General features: G+C 63.6%; 20 protein-coding genes and 1 tRNA gene. 11 read left to right on the forward strand and 10 right to left on the reverse strand.

The features are described from left to right. The 7 genes from ACPPVR_RS36785 to ACPPVR_RS36815 all read right to left on the reverse strand — a co-directional run bounded on the left by ACPPVR_RS36785 (position 1) and on the right by ACPPVR_RS36815 (position 7,272). On the reverse strand, positions 1-618 hold the full coding sequence (locus tag ACPPVR_RS36785) for a LysE family translocator (RefSeq protein ID WP_426616258.1): 618 nt from the start codon (positions 616-618) through the stop codon (positions 1-3). A gap of 48 nt (positions 619-666) precedes the next feature. Next, entirely contained in the window at positions 667-1,209 is a 543-nt protein-coding gene (locus ACPPVR_RS36790) for a hypothetical protein (protein WP_426611383.1), read from the reverse strand. 2 nt (positions 1,210-1,211) lie between these two features. Next, positions 1,212-2,657, reverse strand: a complete 1,446-nt coding sequence (locus tag ACPPVR_RS36795; RefSeq protein ID WP_426611384.1) for an LVIVD repeat-containing protein — start codon at positions 2,655-2,657, stop codon at positions 1,212-1,214. A 234-nt stretch (positions 2,658-2,891) separates the two neighbouring features. Continuing rightward, positions 2,892-3,665: a DUF2189 domain-containing protein gene (locus tag ACPPVR_RS36800; RefSeq protein ID WP_426611385.1), complete on the reverse strand. Its 774-nt coding sequence runs from the start codon at positions 3,663-3,665 to the stop codon at positions 2,892-2,894. A 130-nt stretch (positions 3,666-3,795) separates the two neighbouring features. Then, on the reverse strand, positions 3,796-5,406 hold the full coding sequence (locus ACPPVR_RS36805; RefSeq protein ID WP_426611386.1) for an acyl-CoA synthetase: 1,611 nt from the start codon (positions 5,404-5,406) through the stop codon (positions 3,796-3,798). A 119-nt stretch (positions 5,407-5,525) separates the two neighbouring features. After that, positions 5,526-6,662, reverse strand: coding sequence for an epoxide hydrolase family protein (locus ACPPVR_RS36810; RefSeq protein WP_426611387.1), 1,137 nt, complete (start codon positions 6,660-6,662; stop codon positions 5,526-5,528). 154 nt (positions 6,663-6,816) lie between these two features. Next, the gene (locus ACPPVR_RS36815; RefSeq protein WP_426611388.1) at positions 6,817-7,272 is read right to left on the reverse strand and encodes a GatB/YqeY domain-containing protein; all 456 of its coding nucleotides are present in this window, start codon (positions 7,270-7,272) and stop codon (positions 6,817-6,819) included. 232 nt (positions 7,273-7,504) lie between these two features. Here ACPPVR_RS36815 and carA point away from each other — a divergent pair, with 232 nt between their 5' ends. Both carA and ACPPVR_RS36825 read left to right on the forward strand, forming a co-directional pair. Next, positions 7,505-8,695 (forward strand): glutamine-hydrolyzing carbamoyl-phosphate synthase small subunit, encoded by a 1,191-nt coding sequence (carA, locus tag ACPPVR_RS36820; RefSeq protein WP_426611389.1) that lies wholly within the window; start codon positions 7,505-7,507, stop codon positions 8,693-8,695. A 126-nt stretch (positions 8,696-8,821) separates the two neighbouring features. Continuing rightward, the gene (locus ACPPVR_RS36825) at positions 8,822-9,343 is read left to right on the forward strand and encodes a hypothetical protein (protein ID WP_426611390.1); all 522 of its coding nucleotides are present in this window, start codon (positions 8,822-8,824) and stop codon (positions 9,341-9,343) included. 61 nt (positions 9,344-9,404) lie between these two features. Here ACPPVR_RS36825 and ACPPVR_RS36830 read toward each other — a convergent pair whose 3' ends face one another. Next, positions 9,405-9,929, reverse strand: coding sequence for a Dps family protein (locus ACPPVR_RS36830; protein WP_426611391.1), 525 nt, complete (start codon positions 9,927-9,929; stop codon positions 9,405-9,407). A gap of 113 nt (positions 9,930-10,042) precedes the next feature. On the opposite strand from ACPPVR_RS36830, the gene ACPPVR_RS36835 reads away from it, so the two are divergent. Next, positions 10,043-10,744 carry a class I SAM-dependent methyltransferase gene (locus tag ACPPVR_RS36835; RefSeq protein ID WP_426611392.1) on the forward strand — a complete coding sequence of 234 codons (702 nt, stop codon included), beginning with the start codon at positions 10,043-10,045 and terminating at the stop codon, positions 10,742-10,744. Positions 10,745-10,798: 54 nt separating this feature from the next. Next, positions 10,799-10,874, forward strand: a tRNA-His gene (locus ACPPVR_RS36840). A gap of 151 nt (positions 10,875-11,025) precedes the next feature. Here ACPPVR_RS36840 and ACPPVR_RS36845 read toward each other — a convergent pair. Continuing rightward, positions 11,026-11,397, reverse strand: a complete 372-nt coding sequence (locus ACPPVR_RS36845; RefSeq protein ID WP_426611393.1) for an ArsR/SmtB family transcription factor — start codon at positions 11,395-11,397, stop codon at positions 11,026-11,028. 111 nt (positions 11,398-11,508) lie between these two features. On the opposite strand from ACPPVR_RS36845, the gene ACPPVR_RS36850 reads away from it, so the two are divergent. The 4 genes from ACPPVR_RS36850 to ACPPVR_RS36865 all read left to right on the forward strand — a co-directional run bounded on the left by ACPPVR_RS36850 (position 11,509) and on the right by ACPPVR_RS36865 (position 17,534). Further along, positions 11,509-12,678, forward strand: a complete 1,170-nt coding sequence (locus ACPPVR_RS36850; protein ID WP_426611394.1) for an MFS transporter — start codon at positions 11,509-11,511, stop codon at positions 12,676-12,678. Positions 12,679-12,821: 143 nt separating this feature from the next. Further along, positions 12,822-16,286, forward strand: a complete 3,465-nt coding sequence (gene carB, locus ACPPVR_RS36855; protein WP_426611395.1) for a carbamoyl-phosphate synthase large subunit — start codon at positions 12,822-12,824, stop codon at positions 16,284-16,286. Between the two features lie 213 nt (positions 16,287-16,499). After that, positions 16,500-16,973 (forward strand): transcription elongation factor GreA, encoded by a 474-nt coding sequence (greA, locus tag ACPPVR_RS36860; protein ID WP_426611396.1) that lies wholly within the window; start codon positions 16,500-16,502, stop codon positions 16,971-16,973. Between the two features lie 147 nt (positions 16,974-17,120). Beyond that, a complete protein-coding gene (locus tag ACPPVR_RS36865; RefSeq protein WP_426611397.1) occupies positions 17,121-17,534 on the forward strand; it encodes a DoxX family protein in 414 nt (137 codons plus the stop codon). Positions 17,535-17,580: 46 nt separating this feature from the next. Here the strand turns inward: ACPPVR_RS36865 and ACPPVR_RS36870 are convergent, their stop codons facing one another. Continuing rightward, positions 17,581-18,060 (reverse strand): Lrp/AsnC family transcriptional regulator, encoded by a 480-nt coding sequence (locus tag ACPPVR_RS36870; protein WP_426611398.1) that lies wholly within the window; start codon positions 18,058-18,060, stop codon positions 17,581-17,583. 266 nt (positions 18,061-18,326) lie between these two features. Here ACPPVR_RS36870 and trxB point away from each other — a divergent pair, with 266 nt between their 5' ends. The 3 genes from trxB (at position 18,327) to ACPPVR_RS36885 (ending at position 21,640) form a co-directional block, all read left to right on the forward strand. After that, positions 18,327-19,292: a thioredoxin-disulfide reductase gene (gene trxB, locus ACPPVR_RS36875; RefSeq protein ID WP_426611399.1), complete on the forward strand. Its 966-nt coding sequence runs from the start codon at positions 18,327-18,329 to the stop codon at positions 19,290-19,292. A gap of 5 nt (positions 19,293-19,297) precedes the next feature. Then, positions 19,298-20,221 (forward strand): LysR family transcriptional regulator, encoded by a 924-nt coding sequence (locus ACPPVR_RS36880; RefSeq protein ID WP_045003643.1) that lies wholly within the window; start codon positions 19,298-19,300, stop codon positions 20,219-20,221. Between the two features lie 447 nt (positions 20,222-20,668). Continuing rightward, entirely contained in the window at positions 20,669-21,640 is a 972-nt protein-coding gene (locus tag ACPPVR_RS36885; RefSeq protein WP_426611400.1) for a 4-hydroxy-tetrahydrodipicolinate synthase family protein, read from the forward strand. The last annotated feature ends 150 nt before the right edge of the window (positions 21,641-21,790 follow it).

Raw genomic sequence — 21,790 nt, forward strand, 5'->3', positions numbered from 1 at the left:
CTATTTCGCCCTTGTCAGCGCCAGCCAGATGCCGCCGCCGATCATGAAGCCGCCGGAGACACGCGACATCATGCGGGTACGGCGGGCCGAGAAGAAGCTGCGGGCCCGACCGGCAAGCAGCGCGTAGATTCCGTCCGTCAAGCCGGCAAGCACCATGAAGGTGATTCCGAGCACCAAGACCTGCGACAGGTGATCCTTGTTCATGTCCATGAATTGCGGAATGAACGCGCCGAAGAACACCAGCAGTTTCGGGTTCGACAACGCCACGACAAAGCCCTGCAAAAGAAAGCCACCGCGAGGGGGAGGCGGCGGGGCATCGGTGTCGACGCCCTCAACCGGAGAGCGGATCAGCTTGATGCCGAGCCAGACCAGATAGGCTGCGCCCGCAAAGCGCACCCAGTTGAACCAATAGCCCATCGTCGCCATGAGCGAGGTGAGGCCCACCGCGAGTATGCCAATCACGATCAACAGCCCCACCTGCACGCCGAGAATGTTGGTCAGCGCCGCACGCGTGCCGTGGCGCAGACCGTTGGCGATCACGAGCGTGACGATGGGACCCGGCAGCAGCGCGAGCGCAATGCAGGCGGCGACGAAGGCGAGATAGGCTTGCATGGACATCATGGTGAGGACTCGGTGAGAGCAGTTTAAGGCATTAATGCATGACACTCAGTTTCCGTCCAGCGCCGCCGTTACCCATGTCTTCATCTCCTGCGTCTCCAGAAACGCAAGTGCCGCGCGCTGCATCACACTCGCTTCGCCCCGCCCTTGCGCCGCGGCGACGAAGAGATCGCATCGCCGTGACACGGCGATGCCGATCGCGGGATGATGCGTGCCGTCCCAACTCGCGAGATCATAGCGTCTTGCACGACCGTCCAACTCACCGACACGCACCACCTCACCCGGCGCGGTGGCCGCAAAGCGTGGGCTGACCAGATCGAGATCGGTGACACGATCGACCTCGTCGTCATCGGCAACGCCGCGATCGCAATTGCAGAAACCGCGCTTGGCGCGCACGTAGAGCTCGGCGCCGTCACAGGCACCGCCTTCGCAGCGAAACGCACGGCCCGCCGGCCAGCCGTCGCGCGGGAACGGCCAGGCGAGCTCGCGCCAATGCGCTGATGCTGCCGCAGGCGGCGCAAGCTGATACGCCCCGACGCCGGACGCGCCGAGCGCAGCAAGGACGAGCGCGATCGTCGCCGCGTGTCGCATGGCTAGTTCCGCGGCAGGCCGGCGACGGCGCGCGCGGGACCTGTCAGCTCCAGAACATGCAACCCCGTGTTGGCGCGATCGACGATGTAGATATAACCGCGGTCATCGGTCTCGACATTGTTGGTCTGGATCGCGACCTTGCAGCGCTCGCCGCCCTCGACCGGAATGCAGCGCTTGTCGGTGGCCTGCGTAATCGCCGGAATGAAATAGCCGACTTCCTTGGGGTGATAGGGATCGCGGATATCGAGCGCGCGCACACCGGCATTGAAGAAGGCGATGAAGGCCATCTTCTTGTAGTAGACCGGCGCCATGCTCTCGCTCGCCGAATGCGAGCCGAAGCGGCCGCCGCGCTGGCAGAACTGCCCGCTCGCCTCCGGCACCGTGTAGCTCGAGATCATCATCGGCCGCGCCTCGGTGGTGACGTCGGCGAACCACACCATCTGCCGCGCCTCGCCGCATTCGTTCAAAATTGCCTCGTCCACGATCATGACGATGTCGCGGGTCCTGCCGTCCTTGTCCTCGGCGAATTCGGCGACGGGCATGTCGAGCATCGGGAACGTGGTGTGGGCGCCGTTGAAAGCCGACATCGGCAGTCGCGAGATCTCCGGGTAACGCAGATTGTCCGGGGTCGGCTCCTTGCCGCCGTTCAACAGCTTCTCGCGATCGACAATCTGCAAGATGCCGCCCTTGTTGGTGCCATAGCCGAAATAGACGCGGTTGCCGTTAGGGCCGGTCGAGATCGGCCCGTGCAATTCCGTCGGCACCGCGCCGGTCGAACCGGGCTCCTGGCCCGGCAAGCCAAAATCACGGATCTTCTGCGGATGGCCCGGATCGCTGAGATCATAGATCTGCGTCATTCGCCGCGTGCGCCAATCCGGCGCGCCCGAAACGAGATAGGCGATACCAGTGTCGCACTCCCACCAGCTCTTGTGCGTGTCCTTCAAGCCGCCAAGGCGGGTAACGAGCACGGGATTGGCGGGATCGGCGACGTTCCAGATTTCATGCGCCTCGCTGCCGAAGGTGCGCAGCATGTAGACCGCATTCGGATCGCCCTTCGGCAATGACTTGCCGTCGCAGACCCGCACCATCTGCGCGCCGCCGGATTCATATTTGCCTTCCTGTCCGGGCAGGTGCCGCAGATATTTGGGATGCGCGGGATCGGTGACGTCGACGATCGAGGTTCCGTTCGGCTCGGCCTGCCCCGTCATCGGGTTGACGGGCGCGGGCACATCATCGGTGCCGCCGTGATGGCCGATATAGGCGATCCAGCGGTCGCCCTGGTGATGGATGGTCGGCTGATAGGCGCTGCGCGCCTGGAGGTCGCTATAGCCAACCAGCTTCATGTTGGAAGCCTCGGGCGGCGCGCCGATCGTCTGTTTCTGCGCGTGGACGAGCGTGCTGCTGGCGAAAAGGACGAGGCCGGCAGCAGTTAAGACGCAACGGAACATAAAAGTCCTCCCGGAACCAATCTGCGTTGGCTGAGGTGTGAGGCTAACACAGCCAATTATGGACGACCAAAACACAATTCTCTAGGTGTCGTTCCAAGCCGTCGTCCTGGACAAGCGTAGCGAAGCGGAGCGCCGATCCAGGACCCATAACCACAGAGCTGGCTTTTGCGTAGATTGGTCATGGCCAGTTCGCGCCAAACTCCTCCCTGTGGGTCCCGGCTTTCGCCAGGACGACTACGGTGTGGGCACCACCAAGCGCCGATAGAGATGCCACGTGGCGTGCCCGAGCACCGGCAGCGTCACCACGAGCCCCAGAAAATACGGCAGCGCCGACACGATCAGGACCATCACGATCACCGCGGCCCAAGAGATCATCGGCAGCGGGCTGGTCACCACCGCGCGCACGCTGGTCACCATCGCGGTGACGAAATCGACCTCGCGGTCGAGCAGCAGCGGAAACGACACCACGGTCAGCGAAAACAAGATCAGCGACAGCACAGCGCCCACCGCGTTGCCGATCGCAAGGAACAGCAGGCCCTCATTGGTCGTCAGCACCACCGTCATGAATTCCTGGAGGCTCGAGAACGAGGCGTGCAGGCCGAGCAGCAGCGCGATCAAGAGCCGGACCTGGTACATCCAGATCACGAACACGAACAGCGTGACGAAAGCCATCCAGCCGATCTCGCTGCGCGAACGTATCGTCGACCAGATCGCCGCAAACGAAACGGGCTCGCCGCGCTCGCGGCGGCGGCTGACCTCGTAAAGTCCGATCGCCACGAATGGCCCGATCAGCGCGAAGCCGGCGGCGAGCGGATAGACGAGATAGACCATGCCGAAGGCCGTGACGCACAGCACTATGGCGATGCCACCGGCAGCGTACAGCGCGCCGAAGCAAAGCCCGTAGAGCGGCAGCGCCTGGAAATCGCGCATGCCCTCGACCAGCGCCTCGGCGATATCGGTCGCCGCAACGGGACGCACCACCGGATCGACTTTGCCCGAGATCGACATCTGCTTCCTCCCTCACGCGATCTTCGCCGCGTCGTGTTGGCGCCGATGTTAGCGCGCGCCTGGGGAGCTTGCACGTGCGAGTTCGTTCGACGGTAGCGGAGAGCGGTCTAAGGATACCGCGGCGAGCTAGCTACCCCTTCGCCCGCAGCTCGCGCCGCAGCACCTTTCCCGTCGCCGTCATCGGCAGCGTCTCGGCAAACTCGACGAAGCGCGGATATTCGTGGGCGGCAAGCTGCACTTTGACGAATTCCTGGATCTCGCGCGCAAGCCCATCGCCCGGCGCAAAGCCGGGGCGCAACACGATCCAGGCCTTGATCGATTCCGTGCGGATCGGATCGGGGATGCCGACCACCGCGGCCATCGCCACCGACGGATGCTTCATCAGCGTGTGCTCGATCTCCGAGGGGCCGACGCGATAGCCGGCGGTGGTGATGACGTCGTCCTCGCGGCTGACGTACCAGAAATAGCCGTCCTCATCCTGCACGCCGAGATCGCCGGTGAGCAGGAATTCGCCGGCATATTTCTTCGCGGTCGCCTCCGGATTGCGCCAGTATTCGATCATCGTGCACGGGCACGGCTGGCGCACGCCAATGATGCCGCGCTGGCCCGTGGGCAGCTCCTCGCCCTTGTCGTTGACGATGCGGACGTCGAAGCCCGGCGTCGCCTTGCCCATCGAACCCGGGCGGATCGGAAACAAATTCGAGTTGCTGCCTATCACGAGATTGCACTCGGTCTGGCCGAACACCTCGTGAGCGTCGATGCCGAAGGTTTCGCGCACCCAGCCGAGAAGCTCGCCGCCGAGCGATTCACCGCCGGTAAAGATGCTGCGCAGCTTGACGCCGGAATGTTTCACGCCGGCCTGCCGCATCAGCTTCAGCGCGGTCGGCGGCAGGAAGACGTTGCGGACACCGAGATCGGCCATCATCTGCATCGCCGCCTGCGGCTCGAATTTTCGCGCGCGATGGCCGACCAGCGGAATGCCGTGGTACCAGAACGCGAACAGGCCGTTGACGAGGCCGCCGATCCAGGCCCAGTCCGCCGGCGTCCACATGAGATCGCCTGGTCGCGGCAGGAAATTGTGGCACATCTCCACATTCGGTAGATGGCCGAGCACGACGCGATGGGCGTGCAGCGCGCCCTTCGGATTGCCGGTCGTGCCTGACGTGTAGATGATCAGCGCGGGATCGTCAGCCGACGTTTCGACGGTCGTAAAGTCCTCCGGGGCGGTTTCGATCGCCGACCAGAACGGTTTTGCGCCAGCATGAACGGCGCCGGTCGTGACGTAGATGTCCTGCAAATAGGGCAGCCGATCGCGGACCTTTGTGAGCTTCTCCCAGCCAGCCTCATCGGTGATGATCGCCCTGGCTTGTGAATTCGACAGGCGGAATTCCAGCGCGTCCTCGCCGAACAGGGCGAACAGCGGGATCGAGATCATTCCCGAGCGGAACGCGGCGAGATGCGCGATCGGCAATTCCAGCGATTGCGAAAGGAACACGGCGACGCGATCGCCGCGCACAAGCCCGTCGGCCTTCAGCACATTGGCAAAGCGGCGCGACATCTCGGCGACCTCGTCGAAGGAGGTGCGGGTCGTTGCGCCGTTCTCGTCGACATAGACCAGCGCGAGGCGGCCGGTGCCGTCGGCATGGCGATCACAGCAGGCTTCCGCCATGTTGAAGCGCGCCGGAACGTCCCAGCGGAAGTTGCGATAGAGCTCGTCGTAAGTCTTGGCTTCGGTGAGCATGGTCGTTTCCCGGCCGTGTCGTCATGGCCGGGCTTGTCCCGGCCATCCACGTTCTTTTTCGTTGCCATCAGTTTAGGGCCGTGGATGCCCGGGACAAGCCCGGGAATGACGCAGAACTGCTATCGCAGCGTCCGGAAGAATGTCCTGACCTCGCCGACATACAGCTCCGGCTGCTCGAATGCGGCGAAATGGCCGCCCTTCTCCATCTCGCTCCAATGCGTGATGTTGGGGAAGTTTGGCTCCATCCAGCGTCGCACCGGTGTGATGATCTCCTTGGGGAACACGGCGACGCCGGTCGGCACCTTCACCAGCGGCGTCGTCCGGCGCCTGCCAAAACTCTCCCAATAGAGCCGCACGGATGACGTCGCCGTCTCCGTCGCCCAATAGAGCATGACATTGTCGAGCAGTTCGTCCTTGGTGAAGATGTTCTCGGGATGGCCGTTGCAATCGGTCCAGGCCCAGAACTTTTCCAGGATCCAGGCCGCCTGCCCGCTTGGCGAATCCGTCAACGCGTAGCCGAGCGTCTGCGGCCGCGTCGATTGCTGCTTTGAATAGCCGGAGTCGAGATCGACATAGTGCTTGAGGCCCGCGAGTGCGCGCTTCTCTTCCGACGTCGGCTCGCCCTCGACCTTCGGCGCCGCGTTGAAGGCAAGCGTGATGTGGATGCCGGCGCAATGCTCGGGATCCTGCATGCCAAGCGAGGTCGTCACCGCCGAGCCCCAATCGCCGCCTTGCGCGCCGTAACGCGCGTAGCCCAGCCGGTCCATCAGCCTCGCCCAGGTCGCAGCGATGCGGTCGACGCCCCAGCCGGTGGTCTTGGGTTTGGCGGAGAAGCCAAAGCCCGGCAGCGAGGGGCAGATCACGTGAAAGGCGTCCGCGGCATTGCCGCCATGGGCGGCGGGATCGACCAGCGGCGCGATCACTTTCTGGAATTCCACGACCGAGCCGGGCCAGCCGTGGGTGATGATCAGCGGCAGCGCGGACGGTTCTTTCGAACGGACATGGAGGAAATGGATGTCGAGCCCGTCGATCTCGGTGGTGAACTGCGCGAAGCGATTGAGTTTTGCCTCGCGCACGCGCCAGTCGTAGCCATCAGCCCAGTAGCCGCAGATCTCCTGGATCCATTTCAGCGGCGCGCCCTGGCTCCAGTCATCGACCAGCTCCGCCTCCGGCCAGCGCGTGCGGGCGAGGCGCGATTTGAGTTCTGTGAGGATGTCGTCGCTGACAGCGATGCGAAACGGTTTGATGGCGGTCATCGGTTGCCTCCCCGGTTTCTTCTTGCCATTCCGGGGCCGGCCTCTTGGCGCGGGCCCGGAATCCATTTCGCAAGAGAGTCGGCGGCACGATGGATTCTCAGATGCGCAATTGCGCATCGTAGTTCGGCGCTTCGCGCCGCCCCGGAAAGACGGATCAACCCGTCAGCGCGGCCTTCACCAGGCCGCTGGCCTTGCCGAAATCCATCTGCCCGGCGTACTTCGCCTTCAAGGCCGCGATCACCTTGCCCATGTCCTTCATGCCGGCGGCGCCCGTCTCGGCGATAATCTCCGAGATCGCCTTCTTTACGTCGTCGTCCGACATCTGCTTCGGCAGATAGGCCGAGATCACCGCTATCTCCTCGCGCTCTTGCGCAGCGAGCTCGGCGCGGCCGCCCTTGTCGTAGAGCTCGACGGACTCCTGGCGCTGCTTGATCATCTTCTGGAGCACGGCCAGCAGGTCGGCATCCGACAGCGGCGGCTTGCCGTTGCCGCGCGCCTCGATGTCGGCGTTCTTGATGGTCGAGTTGACCATGCGCAGCGTGGAGAGCTTGCGCTCCTCCTTGGCCTTCATGGCTTCCTTGACCGCATTATTGATGTCGTCGCGCAACATGATCGTGCCCCTCTCAATCCATTGCGCCTGATCTAAGCCGTTTGCGGCAAAGAGGCCATACCGGCCCCGTCGCGCTCCGGTTCATTGTTTCCGATCCGGCCGCCGAAACTGCGCAAAAATTACCTGTTCCAGCTTAAGTGCCTGAGGCGACCTGTCAAATATGCAAAAACGCATGTGAATCCACCCTTTCCCGCTTTGACGGCGGCGCCCGCCGGGACTATGAACCGGGCTCATGACACAACATGACAACGATCCCGCCTGGCCGGACCACAAACCGACCGCGCTCCTCGTGCTCGCCGATGGCACGGTGCTCGAAGGCTTTGGTCTCGGCGCCGAAGGCCATGCCGTCGGTGAAGTCTGCTTCAACACCGCGATGACCGGTTATGAGGAGATCCTCACCGATCCCTCCTATGCCGGCCAGCTGATCACCTTCACCTTCCCGCATATCGGCAATGTCGGTACCAACGAGGAAGACATCGAGACGGTGAACATGGCCGCGACGCCCGGCGCGCGCGGCGTGATCCTGCGCACCGCCATCACCGATCCCTCGAACTACCGCGCGACCAAGCATCTCGACGCCTGGCTCAAGGCGCGCGGCATCATCGGCCTCTCCGGCATCGACACAAGGGCGCTGACCGCGCTGATCCGCTCGAAGGGCATGCCCAACGCCGTGATCGCGCACGCCAAGGACGGCGAATTCGACCTGCATGGCCTCAAGGAAGAAGCGCGCGAGTGGCCGGGCCTCGAGGGCATGGACCTCGTGCCGATGGTCACCTCCGGCCAGCGCTTCACCTGGGACGAGACGCCCTGGCTGTGGGAAAAGGGCTTTGGCCGGCAGGACAATCCCGAGTTCAACGTCGTCGCCATCGACTACGGCATCAAGCGCAACATCCTGCGCCTGCTCGCCGGCGTCGGCTGCAAGGTGACGGTGGTGCCCGCGACAACCTCATCCGAAGACATTCTGGCGATGAAGCCCGACGGCGTGTTCCTGTCGAACGGTCCGGGCGATCCGGCCGCGACCGGCAAATATGCCGTGCCGGTGATCCAAGATGTGATCAAGTCGGGCACGCCGACATTCGGGATTTGCCTCGGCCATCAGATGCTCGGCCTCGCCGTCGGCGCCAAGACCAAGAAGATGCATCAGGGCCATCACGGCGCCAATCATCCCGTGAAGGACGAGACCACCGGCAAGGTCGAGATCACCTCGATGAACCACGGCTTTGCCGTGGATGAGAACACGCTGCCGAAGGGCGCGACGCAGACCCACATCTCGCTGTTCGACGGCTCCAATTGCGGCATCCAGCTCGACGGCAGGCCGGTGTTCTCGGTGCAGTATCATCCCGAGGCTTCCCCGGGACCGCGCGATTCGCACTATCTGTTTCAGCGCTTTGCCGATCTGATGCGGCAGAAGAAGAGCGCTTAAGTCGCGCTCGTTCGCGCAAATTACTTTCGTGACAAAAGCCCGGGCCCGCCCCGGGCTTTTTCGTCAAGGGAACGTCGTCTCACGCCCCCCGTTTGATCCCTGCTACGCTCATGCAGGAGTCCCGCCATGTCCGTTGTCCCCGACAATGCCGAGCCGCTTGCTATCGTGTTCGAAGACGACGGGCTCGTGCCAAACAACGTCCTTCCCTTCCTGGTCTACCAGGGAGCGGTGAAGCTCGATCCGAAACATCCTGAAGAGACCATCGAGCACCTGTTCAGCGCCAACGGATGGGGCGGGATGTGGCGCAACGGCGTCTACGACTATCTGCACTATCATGCGACCGTGCATGAGGTGCTTGGTGTCGCACGCGGCAGTGCGCGGGTTCGCTTCGGCGGTGATCGCGGCGAGGTGCTGGAGATCAAGGCAGGCGACGTCGCGATCCTGCCCGCCGGCACCGGGCATCAATGCATCAAGGCGAGCGATGATTTCTGCGTGATCGGCGCCTATCCGCCCGGCGCGAAGATGGAGATCACGCGGCCGACGCCGGAGAATCACGCCAAGGCTCTGAAGACGATCCCGGCCGTGAAGCTGCCACCGGCCGATCCGGTGACGGGCCAGGATGGGGCGCTGATGCGATTGTGGCTATAGCCAAAAGCTCGATGCCGTAGGGTGGGCAAAGCGAAGCGTGCCCACCCTACAGCAATGAGCCCTAAGCCTCGTTGCCGCCTTCCTGGCGGGTGGCTTCGAACAGGAACCAGGTGCGGCGCTCGGTTTCGTCGATGAAGTTTTCGAGAATGCTGGCGCTGGCGACGTCGCCGGCGTCATCACAGACCTCGTGTGCCTTGCGCATTGCGCTCGCCACGTGCTTGTTGTCCTGCATCAGCTCGCGCAGCATCTCGCGCGGCGGGACGTAGTCCTCGTTGTTGTCCTTGATGGTCTGGAGTTTTGCGACCTGGCCGATCGACTTCAGCGTGGCGCCGCCGATCTTGCGAACGCGCTCGGCAAGCTGGTCGGTGGTGGCGAAGATCTGGTCGGATTGCTCGTCGAGCAGCAGGTGGTAGTCGCGGAAATGCCGGCCGCTGACATGCCAGTGGAAATTCTTGGTCTTCAGATAGAGCGCGAACGCATCGGCCAGAAGCACGTTGAGTGCCTCCGAGACCTTTTTGACCGCCGCCGCGGGCAGATCGGTGGGTGTATCGAGGTCGGGCGAGACCTTGTTGGGGGCTTTGCTCACGGGAAACCTTCCTGTTAGGACGCGGACATTGACGGCGCGCCGTCGCACCCCTAACGCAGGCGGGCAGCGCCGGTTCCAGAGCAGGAACCGTTTGGCCGGGGCCCTCGGATAACATGGACGATTGGATCGATTATTACGACTCGACGCACACGATCTATGTCAGCAAGCTGCATCGCGATTTGCACTTCCAGATCATCGCGCGGGACATCATCGGCTACATCACCTCGCCCGAGGCGACCGTGCTGGACTATGCCTGCGGCGAGGCGCTGTCGGCGAGCCAGGTTGCATCGGCCTGCGGCAAGCTGATCCTGGCCGAGCCGGCGCCTGGCGTACGCGGCCGGCTGATCGCGCGGTTTGCCCCCAACACCAAGATCCGCGTCCGCTCGCTCGACGACGTGCGGAAAATGCAGGAGCAGTCGATCGACCTCGTGGTGATGAACTCGGTCGCGCAATATATGACATCGGCCGAACTCGATGGCGCGCTCCTCAACATCCGGCGCATCCTGAGGCCGTCCGGCAGACTGGTGCTCGGCGACATCCTCCAGCCACATGTGGGCATGGGCCGGGACGTGACGGCGCTGCTCAGCTTCGGCCTCCGCCATGGCTTCCTGAAAGACGCCCTGGTCGGGCTGATCAGCACTGCGCTGTCGGATTACCGTCATCTGCGCTCGCGCATCGGGCTGCAGCGCTACAGCGAGGACGAGATCGCCGCCAAGCTGAAGGCGGCCGGCTTCGCGGCCCAACGTGCCGACACCAATATCGGCCACAACCGCTGGCGTATGACCTTCATCGGCCGGACACCGCTGGTCCGTTAAGCTTAACAATTGGCTGAGGTGGCTTGTCGCACTCCGATCGGCAATGATTGCTGCGGCCCGGTGGCGGAAGCGTCTACGCGAGAGCGGTGCATTGCTCTTCATCCTGGTTCAAATCCAGGCCGGGTCTCCACGCTTCGCCCCTGCGGGGCTACGCGTGGCGCAGCCAAGCAAAAATCTCGAAAACAACCCCATGCACAGTAGCCGCTGATTGCCGGCATGATGCCCGCTGGATTTTGCGAAGGCATTGACGCGTCGGGCAAATCCCCGATCGACGCGCGCGCTCAATCCGCCTCGACCACTTCGCACTCTGACAGCAACTGAAGCCGGCCCGCATCCTTGGCGGCGGAGGTGAGCACGGCATCGAGCAGGCCGGGGAAGCGCGCGTCCAGATCCTCGCGGCGGAGCCGCATGAAGCGGTTGGTGCCCGCCACGCGCGTCAGCATCAATCCGCATTCGCGCAGCTTGGCGAAGTGATAGGCGAGGTTGGATTTGCCGCTGAGCCCGTTGAAATCGCCGCAGCGCAGCTCGCTGCTGACACGTTCCTGCTGGGCGAGCTGATAGACGATCGCCAGCCGGATCGGATCGCTCAGGCAATCCAGGACCATCGGCAGCTCGATCTGCTCGCGGGTGGGGTGGAGAGGCGTGCGGCTCATGGTGCAACTATAGCAACGTGGCCCAAATGTTCAATAGTTCTTGAACCAATTGACATTGGAAGCCTGTTGCTCAATAGTTCAACCATCATTGAACATAGGAATGGGCAGGTCATGAGCGTGTTCTGGCTGGCGGTGGCGGCGTTTGCGATCGGGACGGAAGCCTTCGTCATTGCGGGCCTGTTGCCGACGATCGCGGCCGACCTGCAGATTTCGGTGCCGGCTGCCGGGCAGCTGGTCAGCGTCTACGCGCTCACCTATGCCGTGGGTTCGCCGATCCTCGCGGTGACCCTCAACAATATCGACCGTCGCACCGTGCTGACGCTCGCGTTGTCGACCTTCATCGCCGGCAACCTGCTGGCGGTGGTCGCGTCCGGGTTTGCACTGCTGATGGCGTCGCGGATGCTGATGGCACTCGGCGCTGGCCTGTGCATGCCGACAGCGCTCGGTGTCTCCGTTGCCGTCTCCTCCCCTGAACGGCGCGGCCGTGCCGTGGCGCTGGTCACCTCCGGCCTTACGATCGCAACCGTCATCGGTGTTCCCCTCGGCAATTGGATCGGCAGCCTGTTCGGCTGGCGCGCGACCTTCGCCATGGTCGCACTGCTCGGTACGATCGCGCTGGCTGGCCTGCTATTTGGGCTCCCGCGAGGTCTGCCCAAAAGCACAGCCTCGCTCGCCGAACGGCTGGCCGTGGCGCGTCACGGCAATGTCCTGATCGTGCTCCTCATCACGATCTTATGGGCGCTCGGCGGCTTCACCATGTTCACCTATTTTGCCGTCCCGCTGCGCGGTCTCGGCTTCGACGCCTCGCATATCAGCCTCGCGCTGCTGGTTTTCGGTGCGGCCGCCGCGATCGGGAACATGCTCGGCGGCCTTCTGGCCGACCGGCTGGGCACTATCGTCACGGCGGCGCTCGGCCTGACCGGCATGGCCAGCGCGCTCTTCCTGCATTCGCTGGTGCTGAAATTCCTGCCCGACCAGGCGCATTATGCAATCCTGGGCCCGATCTTCCTCCAGGGCATTTCGGGCTGGGCGTTCTATCCGGCCCAGGTCGCCAGCATCATCCGGATCGACCCGAAGGCCTCGATGGTCGCGCTCTCCCTCAACGCCTCCGCCATGTATCTCGGCTTTGCGATCGGGGGCGCCTTGGGCGGCGCGGTGCTTGCGGCGTGGAGCCCGGCCGATCTCGGCTGGGTCGGCGGATTGAGCGTTTCAGCAGCCCTTCTGGTGCATCTCGCCCGCGGCTGGCAGGCCCAGCCAAAAGCCGTCAAAATTGCCGGTTGATTGGCGTTTTTCGGGGTTTCGCCGCCCCGGAAACTGGTCTAAGACCCACCCGCGCGCGAGGGAGACCACCGCGCTCTCGGCTCAGGGGACGCGCGACCAGCGCGCCCTTTTTTTGTGCCCAAATTCCACTTCGGCGAGAGTTGATGCCCAAACGTACAGACATCACCACCATCCTGATCATCGGCGCCGGCCCCATTGTGATCGGCCAGGCCTGCGAGTTCGATTATTCGGGCACGCAAGCGGTGAAGACGCTGAAGGAAGAGGGCTATCGCATCGTCCTCGTCAATTCCAATCCGGCCACCATCATGACCGACCCGGAATTGGCTGATGCGACCTATATCGAGCCGATCACGCCCGAGATCGTCGCCAAGATCATCGAGAAGGAACGTTACGTTATTCCCGGCGGCTTCGCGCTGTTGCCGACCATGGGCGGCCAGACCGCACTGAACTGCGCGCTGTCGCTGCGCCGGCAAGGCACGCTGGAAAAATTCGACGTCGAGATGATCGGCGCCACCGCGGATGCGATCGACAAGGCCGAGGACCGCCAGCTTTTCCGCGAGGCCATGACCAAGATCGGGCTTGAGACGCCGAAGTCGCGGCTCGCCAACGCGTCCGAGTTGAAGAAGTCGTTCCGCGACAAGCACCGCGCCGAACGCGAAAAGCTGTCGGGTGCTGCCCTTGAGGAACACGAGCGGCAGTGGACGCTCGGCGAAAGCGATCGCCGCAAGCGCTACCAGGAATATGCGCTCGGCCAGGCGCTGATGGCGCTGTCCGAGATCGGCCTGCCCGCGATCATCCGTCCCTCCTTCACGATGGGCGGCACCGGCGGCGGCATCGCCTACAACAAGGAAGAGTTCCTCGACATCATCGAGCGCGGCCTCGACGCCTCGCCCACCAACGAAGTGCTGATCGAAGAATCCGTACTCGGCTGGAAAGAGTTCGAGATGGAGGTGGTGCGCGACAAGAAGGACAATTGCATCATCGTCTGCTCGATCGAGAACCTCGATCCGATGGGCGTGCATACCGGCGATTCCATCACGGTGGCGCCGGCGCTGACGCTGACCGACAAGGAATACCAGATCATGCGCGACGCCTCGCTGGCGGTGCTGCGCGAGATCGGCGTCGAGACCGGCGGCTCCAACGTGCAGTTCGGCGTCAATCCGGAAGACGGCCGCATGGTCGTCATCGAAATGAATCCGCGCGTATCGCGTTCGTCCGCGCTGGCCTCGAAGGCCACCGGCTTCCCGATCGCCAAGGTCGCGGCCAAGCTCGCTGTCGGCTACACGCTGGACGAAATCGCCAACGACATCACCGGCGGCGCGACGCCGGCCTCGTTCGAGCCGTCCATCGACTACGTCGTCACCAAGATTCCGCGCTTCGCCTTCGAGAAATTCCCGGGCGCATCGACCACGCTGACGACGTCGATGAAGTCGGTCGGCGAGGTCATGGCGATCGGCCGTACCTTCCAGGAGAGCCTGCAGAAGGCGCTGCGCGGGCTAGAGACCGGCCTGACCGGGCTCGACGAGATCGAGATCGAGGGGCTGGGCCAGCACGACGACAAGAACGCGATCCGTGCCGCGCTCGGCACGCCGACGCCGAACCGCATCCTTCAGGTCGCCCAGGCCATGCGGCTCGGCTGGACGAACGAGGAGATCTTCAACTCCTGCAAGATCGATCCGTGGTTCCTGGGCGAGATGCGCGGCATCGTCGATCTGGAAGAGAAGGTCCGCAAGAACGGCCTGCCGGGCAACGCCTTCGGCATGCGCACGCTGAAGGCCATGGGCTTCTCGGACGCGCGGCTTGCGGTACTTGTGGCAACGACTGAAGCCGAGGTGACCGCGAAGCGCCACGCGCTCGACGTCCGCCCGGTCTACAAGCGCATCGACACCTGCGCGGCCGAATTCGCCTCGCCGACCGCCTACATGTATTCGACCTATGAGGCGCCGTTCGCGGGCGTGCCGGCGGACGAGAGCGCGCCGTCGGACAAGAAGAAGGTCATCATCCTCGGCGGCGGCCCCAACCGTATCGGCCAGGGCATCGAGTTCGACTATTGCTGCTGTCACGCCTGCTTCGCGCTGCATGACGCCGGCTACGAATCCATCATGGTCAACTGCAACCCGGAAACGGTGTCGACCGACTACGACACCGCCGATCGGCTTTATTTCGAGCCGCTCACCGCCGAGGACGTGCTGGAGATCATCGCCAAGGAGCGCACCAACGGCACGCTGCACGGCGTGATCGTGCAGTTCGGCGGCCAGACCCCGCTGAAGCTCGCGCGTGCGCTGGAAGCCGCCGAAGTACCGATCCTCGGCACCTCGCCCGACGCGATCGACCTCGCCGAGGACCGCGATCGCTTCAAGCGCGTGCTCGACAAGCTCCGCCTCAAACAACCGAAGAACGGCATCGCCTATTCCGTCGAGCAGGCCCGCCTGGTCGCGACCGACCTTGGCCTGCCGCTGGTGGTGCGCCCGTCCTACGTGCTCGGCGGCCGCGCGATGCAGATCATCCGGGAGGAGAACCAGCTCAGCGACTATCTGCTCGGCACCCTGCCGGAGCTGGTGCCAGCCGACGTCAAGGCGCGCTACCCGAACGACAAGACCGGGCAGATCAACACCGTGCTTGGCAAGAACCCGCTGCTGTTCGACCGCTATTTGTCCGATGCCACCGAGATCGACGTCGACTGCCTCTGCGACGGCAAGGATACCTTCATCGTCGGCATCATGGAGCACATCGAGGAAGCCGGCATCCATTCCGGCGATTCCGCCTGCTCGCTGCCGCCGCACTCGCTCGATGCCAAGATGATCGGGGAGCTGGAGCGGCAGACCCGAGAGCTCGCGCTCGGCCTCGACGTCGTCGGCCTGATGAACGTGCAGTATGCGATCAAGGACGGCGATATCTACGTGCTCGAAGTCAACCCGCGCGCCTCGCGCACGGTACCGTTCGTCGCCAAGGTGGTCGGCACGCCGGTCGCCAAGATTGCTGCGCGCATCATGGCCGGCGAGAAGCTTGCCGACTTCAAGCTGAAGAAAGCCGACTTCAAGCATGTCGGCGTGAAGGAATCGGTGTTTCCTTTCGCCCGCTTCCCCGGCGTCGACACGGTGCTGGGTCCGGAGATGCGCTCGACCGGCGAGGTCATGGGCATCGACCGCTCCTTCGCGGTAGCGTTTGCCAAGAGCCAGCTCGGCGGCGGCACCCGGGTTCCGCGCAAGGGCACGGTGTTCGTCTCGGTGCGCGAGAGCGACAAGACGCGCATCACCGAGGCTGTTCGCGAGTTGCACTCGCTCGGCTTCAAGGTGCTGGCGACGTCGGGCACGGCGCGCTTCCTGACCGATGAGGGCATCCCGACCGAGAAGGTGAACAAGGTGCTGGAGGGACGGCCGCATATCGTCGACGCCATCACCAATGGCGACGTCCAGCTCGTCTTCAACACTACCGAAGGCCCGCAGGCGCTTGCCGACAGCCGCTCGCTGCGGCGCGCGGCCCTCTTGCATAAAGTGCCGTATTACACCACTCTTTCCGGGGCCGTGGCGGCCGCGCAGGGCATCCGCGCCTATCTGGGCGGGGACCTTGAGGTTCGGACCCTGCAGAGCTACTTTTCGGAAACCTGATCGCCAGCGGCGGCGGCGCTTCCGCTAAGTGATTGGCAGTGAAGCCACAATGACCGGAGGAACTGTCCGGCCATATGGTTGTTCTGTCCCGGCGCTAAGCCCATATCTTTGAACGTCCGGCGGCCCCTGTATCGGGCTCCGGAAAGACCGACGAATCAAGGTTGGGCGCCCCTTCGTGTTCTTGGGGCGCACGATCGAAGGACGAGAGAGAAGATGGAAAAGGTTCCGATGACAGCGGGCGGGTTTGCCTCGCTCGGGGAAGAATTGAAGAAGCGCCAGTCCCAGGACCGTCCGCGCATCATCGAGCACATTGCGGAGGCACGCTCGCACGGCGACCTGTCGGAGAACGCGGAATATCATGCCGCGAAGGAAGAGCAATCCCACAATGAGGGCCGCATCGCCGAGCTCGAGGACAAGCTCGCGCGCGCCGACATCATCGACATTTCCAAGCTCTCCGGCGACACCATCAAGTTCGGCGCCACCGTGACGCTGGTCGACGAGGACACCGAGAAGAAGGCGGTGTGGCAGATCGTCGGCGAGGTCGAGGCCGACGCCAAGAAGGGCCGCATCTCCATCACCTCGCCGCTGGCGCGCGCGCTGATCGGCAAGAAAAAGGGTTCAACCGTCGAGGTCGTGGCGCCCGGCGGCGCCAAGGCGTATGAGATCACCAAGGTGGAGTGGCGGTAACCATTTGCCGTCACCCGCGCTAACGTCTTGAAAAGGCCGCGCCCCGCGCGGCCTTTTTTATGTCTGCTCGTTTCTGCGCTCGATTGTGAAGACTTCGCGCCTCCGCCATGCTGGCGTCGCCGTACGCCAGGCCTCAGGGAGGACACGATGGACATCGATCGTATCGCCGCGCAAAGCCAGCCCTATCTGCTCAGCCTGTTCCGCTTCGTCACCGGACTTCTCTTCTTTCACTACGGCGTGGCAAAGCTGTTCAAGTTTCCACCCGTCGAGATGTTCGCCGACGTCACGCCGCTGTCGCTCTGGGGTGTCGCCGGCATGATCGAGTTCGTGTTCGGCGGCCTCTTGATGCTGGGCTTGCTGACACGATTCGTCGCCTTCATCCTCGCCGGCGAGATGGCCTTTGCCTATTTCATCGAGCATCTGCCGCACAGCTTCTTCCCGGTCGTCAATGACGGCGCGCTGGCGATCGTGCTCTGCTTTGCCTGTCTTTATCTTGCGTCGGCGGGCGGCGGACCGGTCAGCCTGGACGCGCTGCGGCGGCCGACGCTGGTGCGCGGGTAATCTTCACCTAGCCCCGCTTGCGGGAGAGGGAGAGAGGGCGCCCTAGCTACCTTCGCCCCTTCACGTCCAGCGGCACGGCGGCTTCGTATTTCGAGTTATGCAACACCAGCGAGGTCCGCACGTTGCGCACATGGGGAGCTGCGGTCAGGTGCGTGACGAAATCCTGGAACGTCGCCATGTCGGGCGCGACGCATTTCAGGATGAAGTCGACCTCGCCTGACAGCATCCAGCATTCCCGGACCAGCGGCTCGGCGCGGACGAACTCCTCGAAGGCGCGCAAATCCGCCTCGGCCTGGCTGGAGAGGTGCACCGCGGCGAACACCGTGACGTCGAAACCGAGCTTTCGGGCATCCAGGAGGCCACGATAGCCGTTGATATAGCCCTCCTCCTCCAGCGCCCGGACGCGGCGCAGGCATGGCGGCGGGGAGATTCCGACGCGTTTGGCGAGCTCGACATTGGTGATTCGACCGTCGGCCTGGATCTCGGTCAGAATCTTGAGGTCAATCTCGTCTAGGTTCCGCGACACGTGATTGGAACTCCTGGCCTTACGGCGGTATCGGATGGGTCAGTCGCAATCCTCATAGCCCAGTCCGAGCCAAATGAGCAATTTTATTGCGCGTGCAGCGCAATCGACTTTTGTTCCTTGTTGGAAAAATCCGCCGACAGGGAATGCAATTCTTGCATAGCTCATCAGAAGGCTTAGATTAGCTCTGATATTTCAGCGCCTCCGCGAGGCCTCCCGGCACGTTCCGCGCCCGCGCTGCAATCCCCCGGTGAAAGGCGTCCGTGAATATGTCCGCCCCTGTCCATGCAAAGGTCGTCATCATTGGCTCTGGCCCCGCGGGCTACACGGCGGCGATCTACGCCGCGCGCGCGATGCTCGAGCCGATCCTGATCCAGGGCATCCAGCCGGGCGGCCAGCTCACCATCACCGCCGACGTCGAGAACTATCCGGGCTTCGCCGACGTGATCCAGGGCCCTTGGCTGATGGAACAGATGGAGAAGCAGGCGCTGCACGTCGGCACCCAGATCAAGACCGATCTGGTGGTCAAGCTCGACACCTCGCAGCGGCCGTTTCGCCTCACTTGCGACAGCGGCGACGTCTATCTCGCCGAAACCGTCATCCTCGCCACCGGCGCCCAGGCGCGCTGGCTCGGCATCTCCTCGGAAGAGAACTTCAAGGGTTTTGGCGTCTCGGCCTGCGCCACCTGCGACGGCTTCTTCTACCGCGGCAAGGAAGTGATCGTGGTCGGCGGCGGCAACACCGCGGTCGAGGAAGCGCTGTTCCTGACCAATTTCGCATCAACGGTCACCGTGGTTCACCGCCGCGACCATTTCCGCGCCGAGCGCATTCTCCAGGACCGCCTGTTCAAGCATCCCAAGATCAAGGTGGTCTGGGAGAGCGCCATCGACGAGATCTGCGGCGAGGCCAATCCGGGCAAGGTCACCCATGTCCGCCTCAAGAACGTCAAGTCGGGGACACTGACCGAGGTGAAGGCCGACGGCGTCTTCATCGCCATCGGCCATGCGCCCGCGACCGAGCTCGTGAAGGACCAGGTCAAGCTTAAACCGTCGGGCTATGTCGAGGTCGCCCCCAACTCGACCGCGACCTCGGTGCCCGGCCTGTTCGCCGCCGGCGACGTCGCCGATGAAACTTATCGCCAGGCCGTGACGGCCGCCGGCCTCGGCTGCATGGCAGCTCTCGAGGCCGAACGTTTCTTGGCCCTGCGCGCCAGCGAGCGCGCGGCAGCGGAATAACGATCATGCCTCGAACACGCGACGGATTTACGGATATGGACTGGGACAAGCTGAAGGTGTTTCACGCGGCGGCGGAAGCGGGCAGCTTCACGCATGCGGGCGAGCAGCTCGGCCTGTCGCAATCGGCAGTGTCACGCCAGGTCTCGGCACTGGAGCAGGAGCTCTCGGTCTCGCTGTTCCACCGCCATGCCCGCGGCCTGATCCTCACCGAGCAGGGCGACCTCCTGTTCCGCACCGCACATGACGTGTTCATGCAGCTGCAGGCGGCGCGCGCCAAACTTACCGACAGCCGCGAGCGGCCGAGCGGCGATCTCAAGATCACCACGACGCCCGGCGTCGGCATCAACTGGCTGATCCCGCGGCTCGGCGAATTCACCGCGCTCTATCCGGAGATCCGGATCTCTCTGATCGTCACCGACGAGGAGCTGGATCTGTCGATGCGCGAGGCCGACGTTGCGATCCGCACCCGCAAGCCGACGCAGCCGGATCTCATTCAGCGCAAGCTTTTCGCGATGGGCTTCCACGCCTATTGCTCGCCGGACTACATCAAGCGCTTCGGCACGCCGCGCACGCTGGAAGAGCTCGACGCGCACCGCATCATCACGCTCTCCGACGGCACCTTCGCGCCGCATCTTCAGAACCGCAATTGGCTGGTCGAAGCCGGTCGCAACGGCTCGGGTCCGCGCGAGGCTTATTTCAGGGTGAACAACATCCTCGGTCTCGTGCGTGCCTGTCAGCAGGGCCTCGGCATCGCAGCGCTGCCGGACTATCTGATCGAAGAACAGAGCCGCTTGGTGCAACTGTTCGGAGAATCGGATTCGATTCAGCTCGATACGTATTTCGTCTATCCGGAAGAGTTGAAGACGGTCGCGCGCGTGCAGGTGTTCCGCGACTTCGTGGTCAGCAAAGCGCAGCGCTGGCCGTCCTGATTTCCGCATGTCTGACATGCGACCTCGACGGTTGCTGCATGACACTTGGCAAGCTCATACTGCTTGGACGCTGAGCCTTCGCGTTGCGCATTTGTCCCCCTCCTCCAGTGGCGCGGGAGTTCAGTAATCCCTCTTGGAAGGTGATTGTGTCGGCCTCACGTGGCCAATACTTTAAGCCGGGCTCTCTTGAGCCCGGCTTTTTTTCGCGCAATTCGGTATTCACCTTCCGCGTGCATTGACAGTTTTAGGTATCCCCAGCATCATTCGCCAATGATCACGAAGTCGTGCGCAATCGTTTCGAAAAAAGGCCCCCATTCGGGGACCTCGGAATTTTGCGCGCGCTAAACACGCTTCGTCATCGCAGCAAATCCCGAAAACCCCGCCGCCTGGACGGGGTTTTTTCATGTGCCCTCCGTCTCAGGTTTTTTCCCGAGAAGGAGATGGACCATGACCGACCTACGTACACATTTGCACGGACTGTGGCTGCCGCTGGTGACACCATTTCGCGACGGCCGTCTCGATGAGACGTCGCTGCGGCGACTGACGCGGCACTACTCGGCGCAGGCCGTCGACGGCTTCATCCTGGGGGCGACCTCCGGCGAAGGGATGACGCTGCGGGATGCCGAGCTCGAACGCCTCGTCGCCATCGTGCGCGACGAGATGGCGGCCGGCTGCCGCACTGTGCCGATCTGTCTCGGCCTCTCCGGCGCCGACACCTCGCGGCTGAAGGAACGCCTCGACGAGACCGCGGACTGGCCGATCGATGGCTATCTCGTTGCGAGCCCCTACTACATTCGCCCCTCGCAGCGCGGGCTGCTCGCGCATTTCGAAGCGCTCGCCGATCACGCCGCCTGGCCGCTGGCGCTCTACAACATTCCCTATCGCTGCGCGGTCAACATCACCAACCAGACCATGCTCCGGCTGGCCGAGCATCCCAACATCGTGGGCTTGAAGGATTGCGGCGCAAGCCGCGAGCAGTCGAGCGCATTGCTGCGCGATCGGCCGAAGGGCTTTCGCATGCTCACCGGAGAGGACGCCAATTATCTCGAGGCGCTCATCGACGGCGCCGACGGCGGCATCGTGCTGTCGGCGCATATCGAGACTGCAACCTTCGCCGCCATCTACACTGAACTGAAGCGCGGCAACCATGATGCGGCGCAGGCGCGCTGGCAGGAGGTCGCCGAGCTGACGCGGCTGCTGTTCGCCGAGCCGAGTCCCGCGCCAGCGAAGTACTGGCTGTGGCGATGCGGCCTGATCGACAGCCCCGAAGTGCGCCTGCCGATGGTGGAAGTGAGCAGCGAACTCGCAGCCCAACTCGATCGCGAGATCGAGCGGAGGTTAGAAAAATCGGCCAATGGCGAATCGTTGGTGGCTCGACGCCCTGACGGCGATCTGGCGACGCCTTTCATGCAGACCTGAGTATGGACCAGTCGCGGCATATCCGGTGTCCGCCTGGCTGCGCCGCGACATCGGGCTGACCGAGGACTTCGTGACATCGGCGTGGGAGCAGATCGACGAGATCAGGCGCAAGCATAGTGGATGGGTTTAGCTGCCCGTCCTTCGCCTCTC

The organism is Bradyrhizobium sp. McL0616 (assembly GCF_049993385.1).
Lineage (GTDB): Bacteria > Pseudomonadota > Alphaproteobacteria > Rhizobiales > Xanthobacteraceae > Bradyrhizobium.

Excerpts from the sequence above, each read along its gene's own strand:
- ACPPVR_RS36850 (WP_426611394.1), top strand. The coding sequence starts at position 11,509 with ATGAGCGTGTTCTGGCTGGCGGTGGCGGCGTTTGCGATCGGGACGGAA.
- ACPPVR_RS36805 (WP_426611386.1), bottom strand. The coding sequence starts at position 5,406 with ATGCTCACCGAAGCCAAGACTTACGACGAGCTCTATCGCAACTTCCGC.
- ACPPVR_RS36790 (WP_426611383.1), bottom strand. The coding sequence starts at position 1,209 with ATGCGACACGCGGCGACGATCGCGCTCGTCCTTGCTGCGCTCGGCGCG.
- ACPPVR_RS36825 (WP_426611390.1), top strand. The coding sequence starts at position 8,822 with ATGTCCGTTGTCCCCGACAATGCCGAGCCGCTTGCTATCGTGTTCGAA.
- ACPPVR_RS36795 (WP_426611384.1), bottom strand. The coding sequence starts at position 2,657 with ATGTTCCGTTGCGTCTTAACTGCTGCCGGCCTCGTCCTTTTCGCCAGC.
- ACPPVR_RS36835 (WP_426611392.1), top strand. The coding sequence starts at position 10,043 with ATGGACGATTGGATCGATTATTACGACTCGACGCACACGATCTATGTC.
- trxB (WP_426611399.1), top strand. The coding sequence starts at position 18,327 with ATGTCCGCCCCTGTCCATGCAAAGGTCGTCATCATTGGCTCTGGCCCC.
- ACPPVR_RS36865 (WP_426611397.1), top strand. The coding sequence starts at position 17,121 with ATGGACATCGATCGTATCGCCGCGCAAAGCCAGCCCTATCTGCTCAGC.
- carA (WP_426611389.1), top strand. The coding sequence starts at position 7,505 with ATGACACAACATGACAACGATCCCGCCTGGCCGGACCACAAACCGACC.
- ACPPVR_RS36815 (WP_426611388.1), bottom strand. The coding sequence starts at position 7,272 with ATGTTGCGCGACGACATCAATAATGCGGTCAAGGAAGCCATGAAGGCC.
- ACPPVR_RS36785 (WP_426616258.1), bottom strand. The coding sequence starts at position 618 with ATGTCCATGCAAGCCTATCTCGCCTTCGTCGCCGCCTGCATTGCGCTC.
- greA (WP_426611396.1), top strand. The coding sequence starts at position 16,500 with ATGGAAAAGGTTCCGATGACAGCGGGCGGGTTTGCCTCGCTCGGGGAA.
- ACPPVR_RS36885 (WP_426611400.1), top strand. The coding sequence starts at position 20,669 with ATGACCGACCTACGTACACATTTGCACGGACTGTGGCTGCCGCTGGTG.
- ACPPVR_RS36845 (WP_426611393.1), bottom strand. The coding sequence starts at position 11,397 with ATGAGCCGCACGCCTCTCCACCCCACCCGCGAGCAGATCGAGCTGCCG.
- ACPPVR_RS36810 (WP_426611387.1), bottom strand. The coding sequence starts at position 6,662 with ATGACCGCCATCAAACCGTTTCGCATCGCTGTCAGCGACGACATCCTC.
- carB (WP_426611395.1), top strand. The coding sequence starts at position 12,822 with ATGCCCAAACGTACAGACATCACCACCATCCTGATCATCGGCGCCGGC.
- ACPPVR_RS36880 (WP_045003643.1), top strand. The coding sequence starts at position 19,298 with ATGCCTCGAACACGCGACGGATTTACGGATATGGACTGGGACAAGCTG.
- ACPPVR_RS36800 (WP_426611385.1), bottom strand. The coding sequence starts at position 3,665 with ATGTCGATCTCGGGCAAAGTCGATCCGGTGGTGCGTCCCGTTGCGGCG.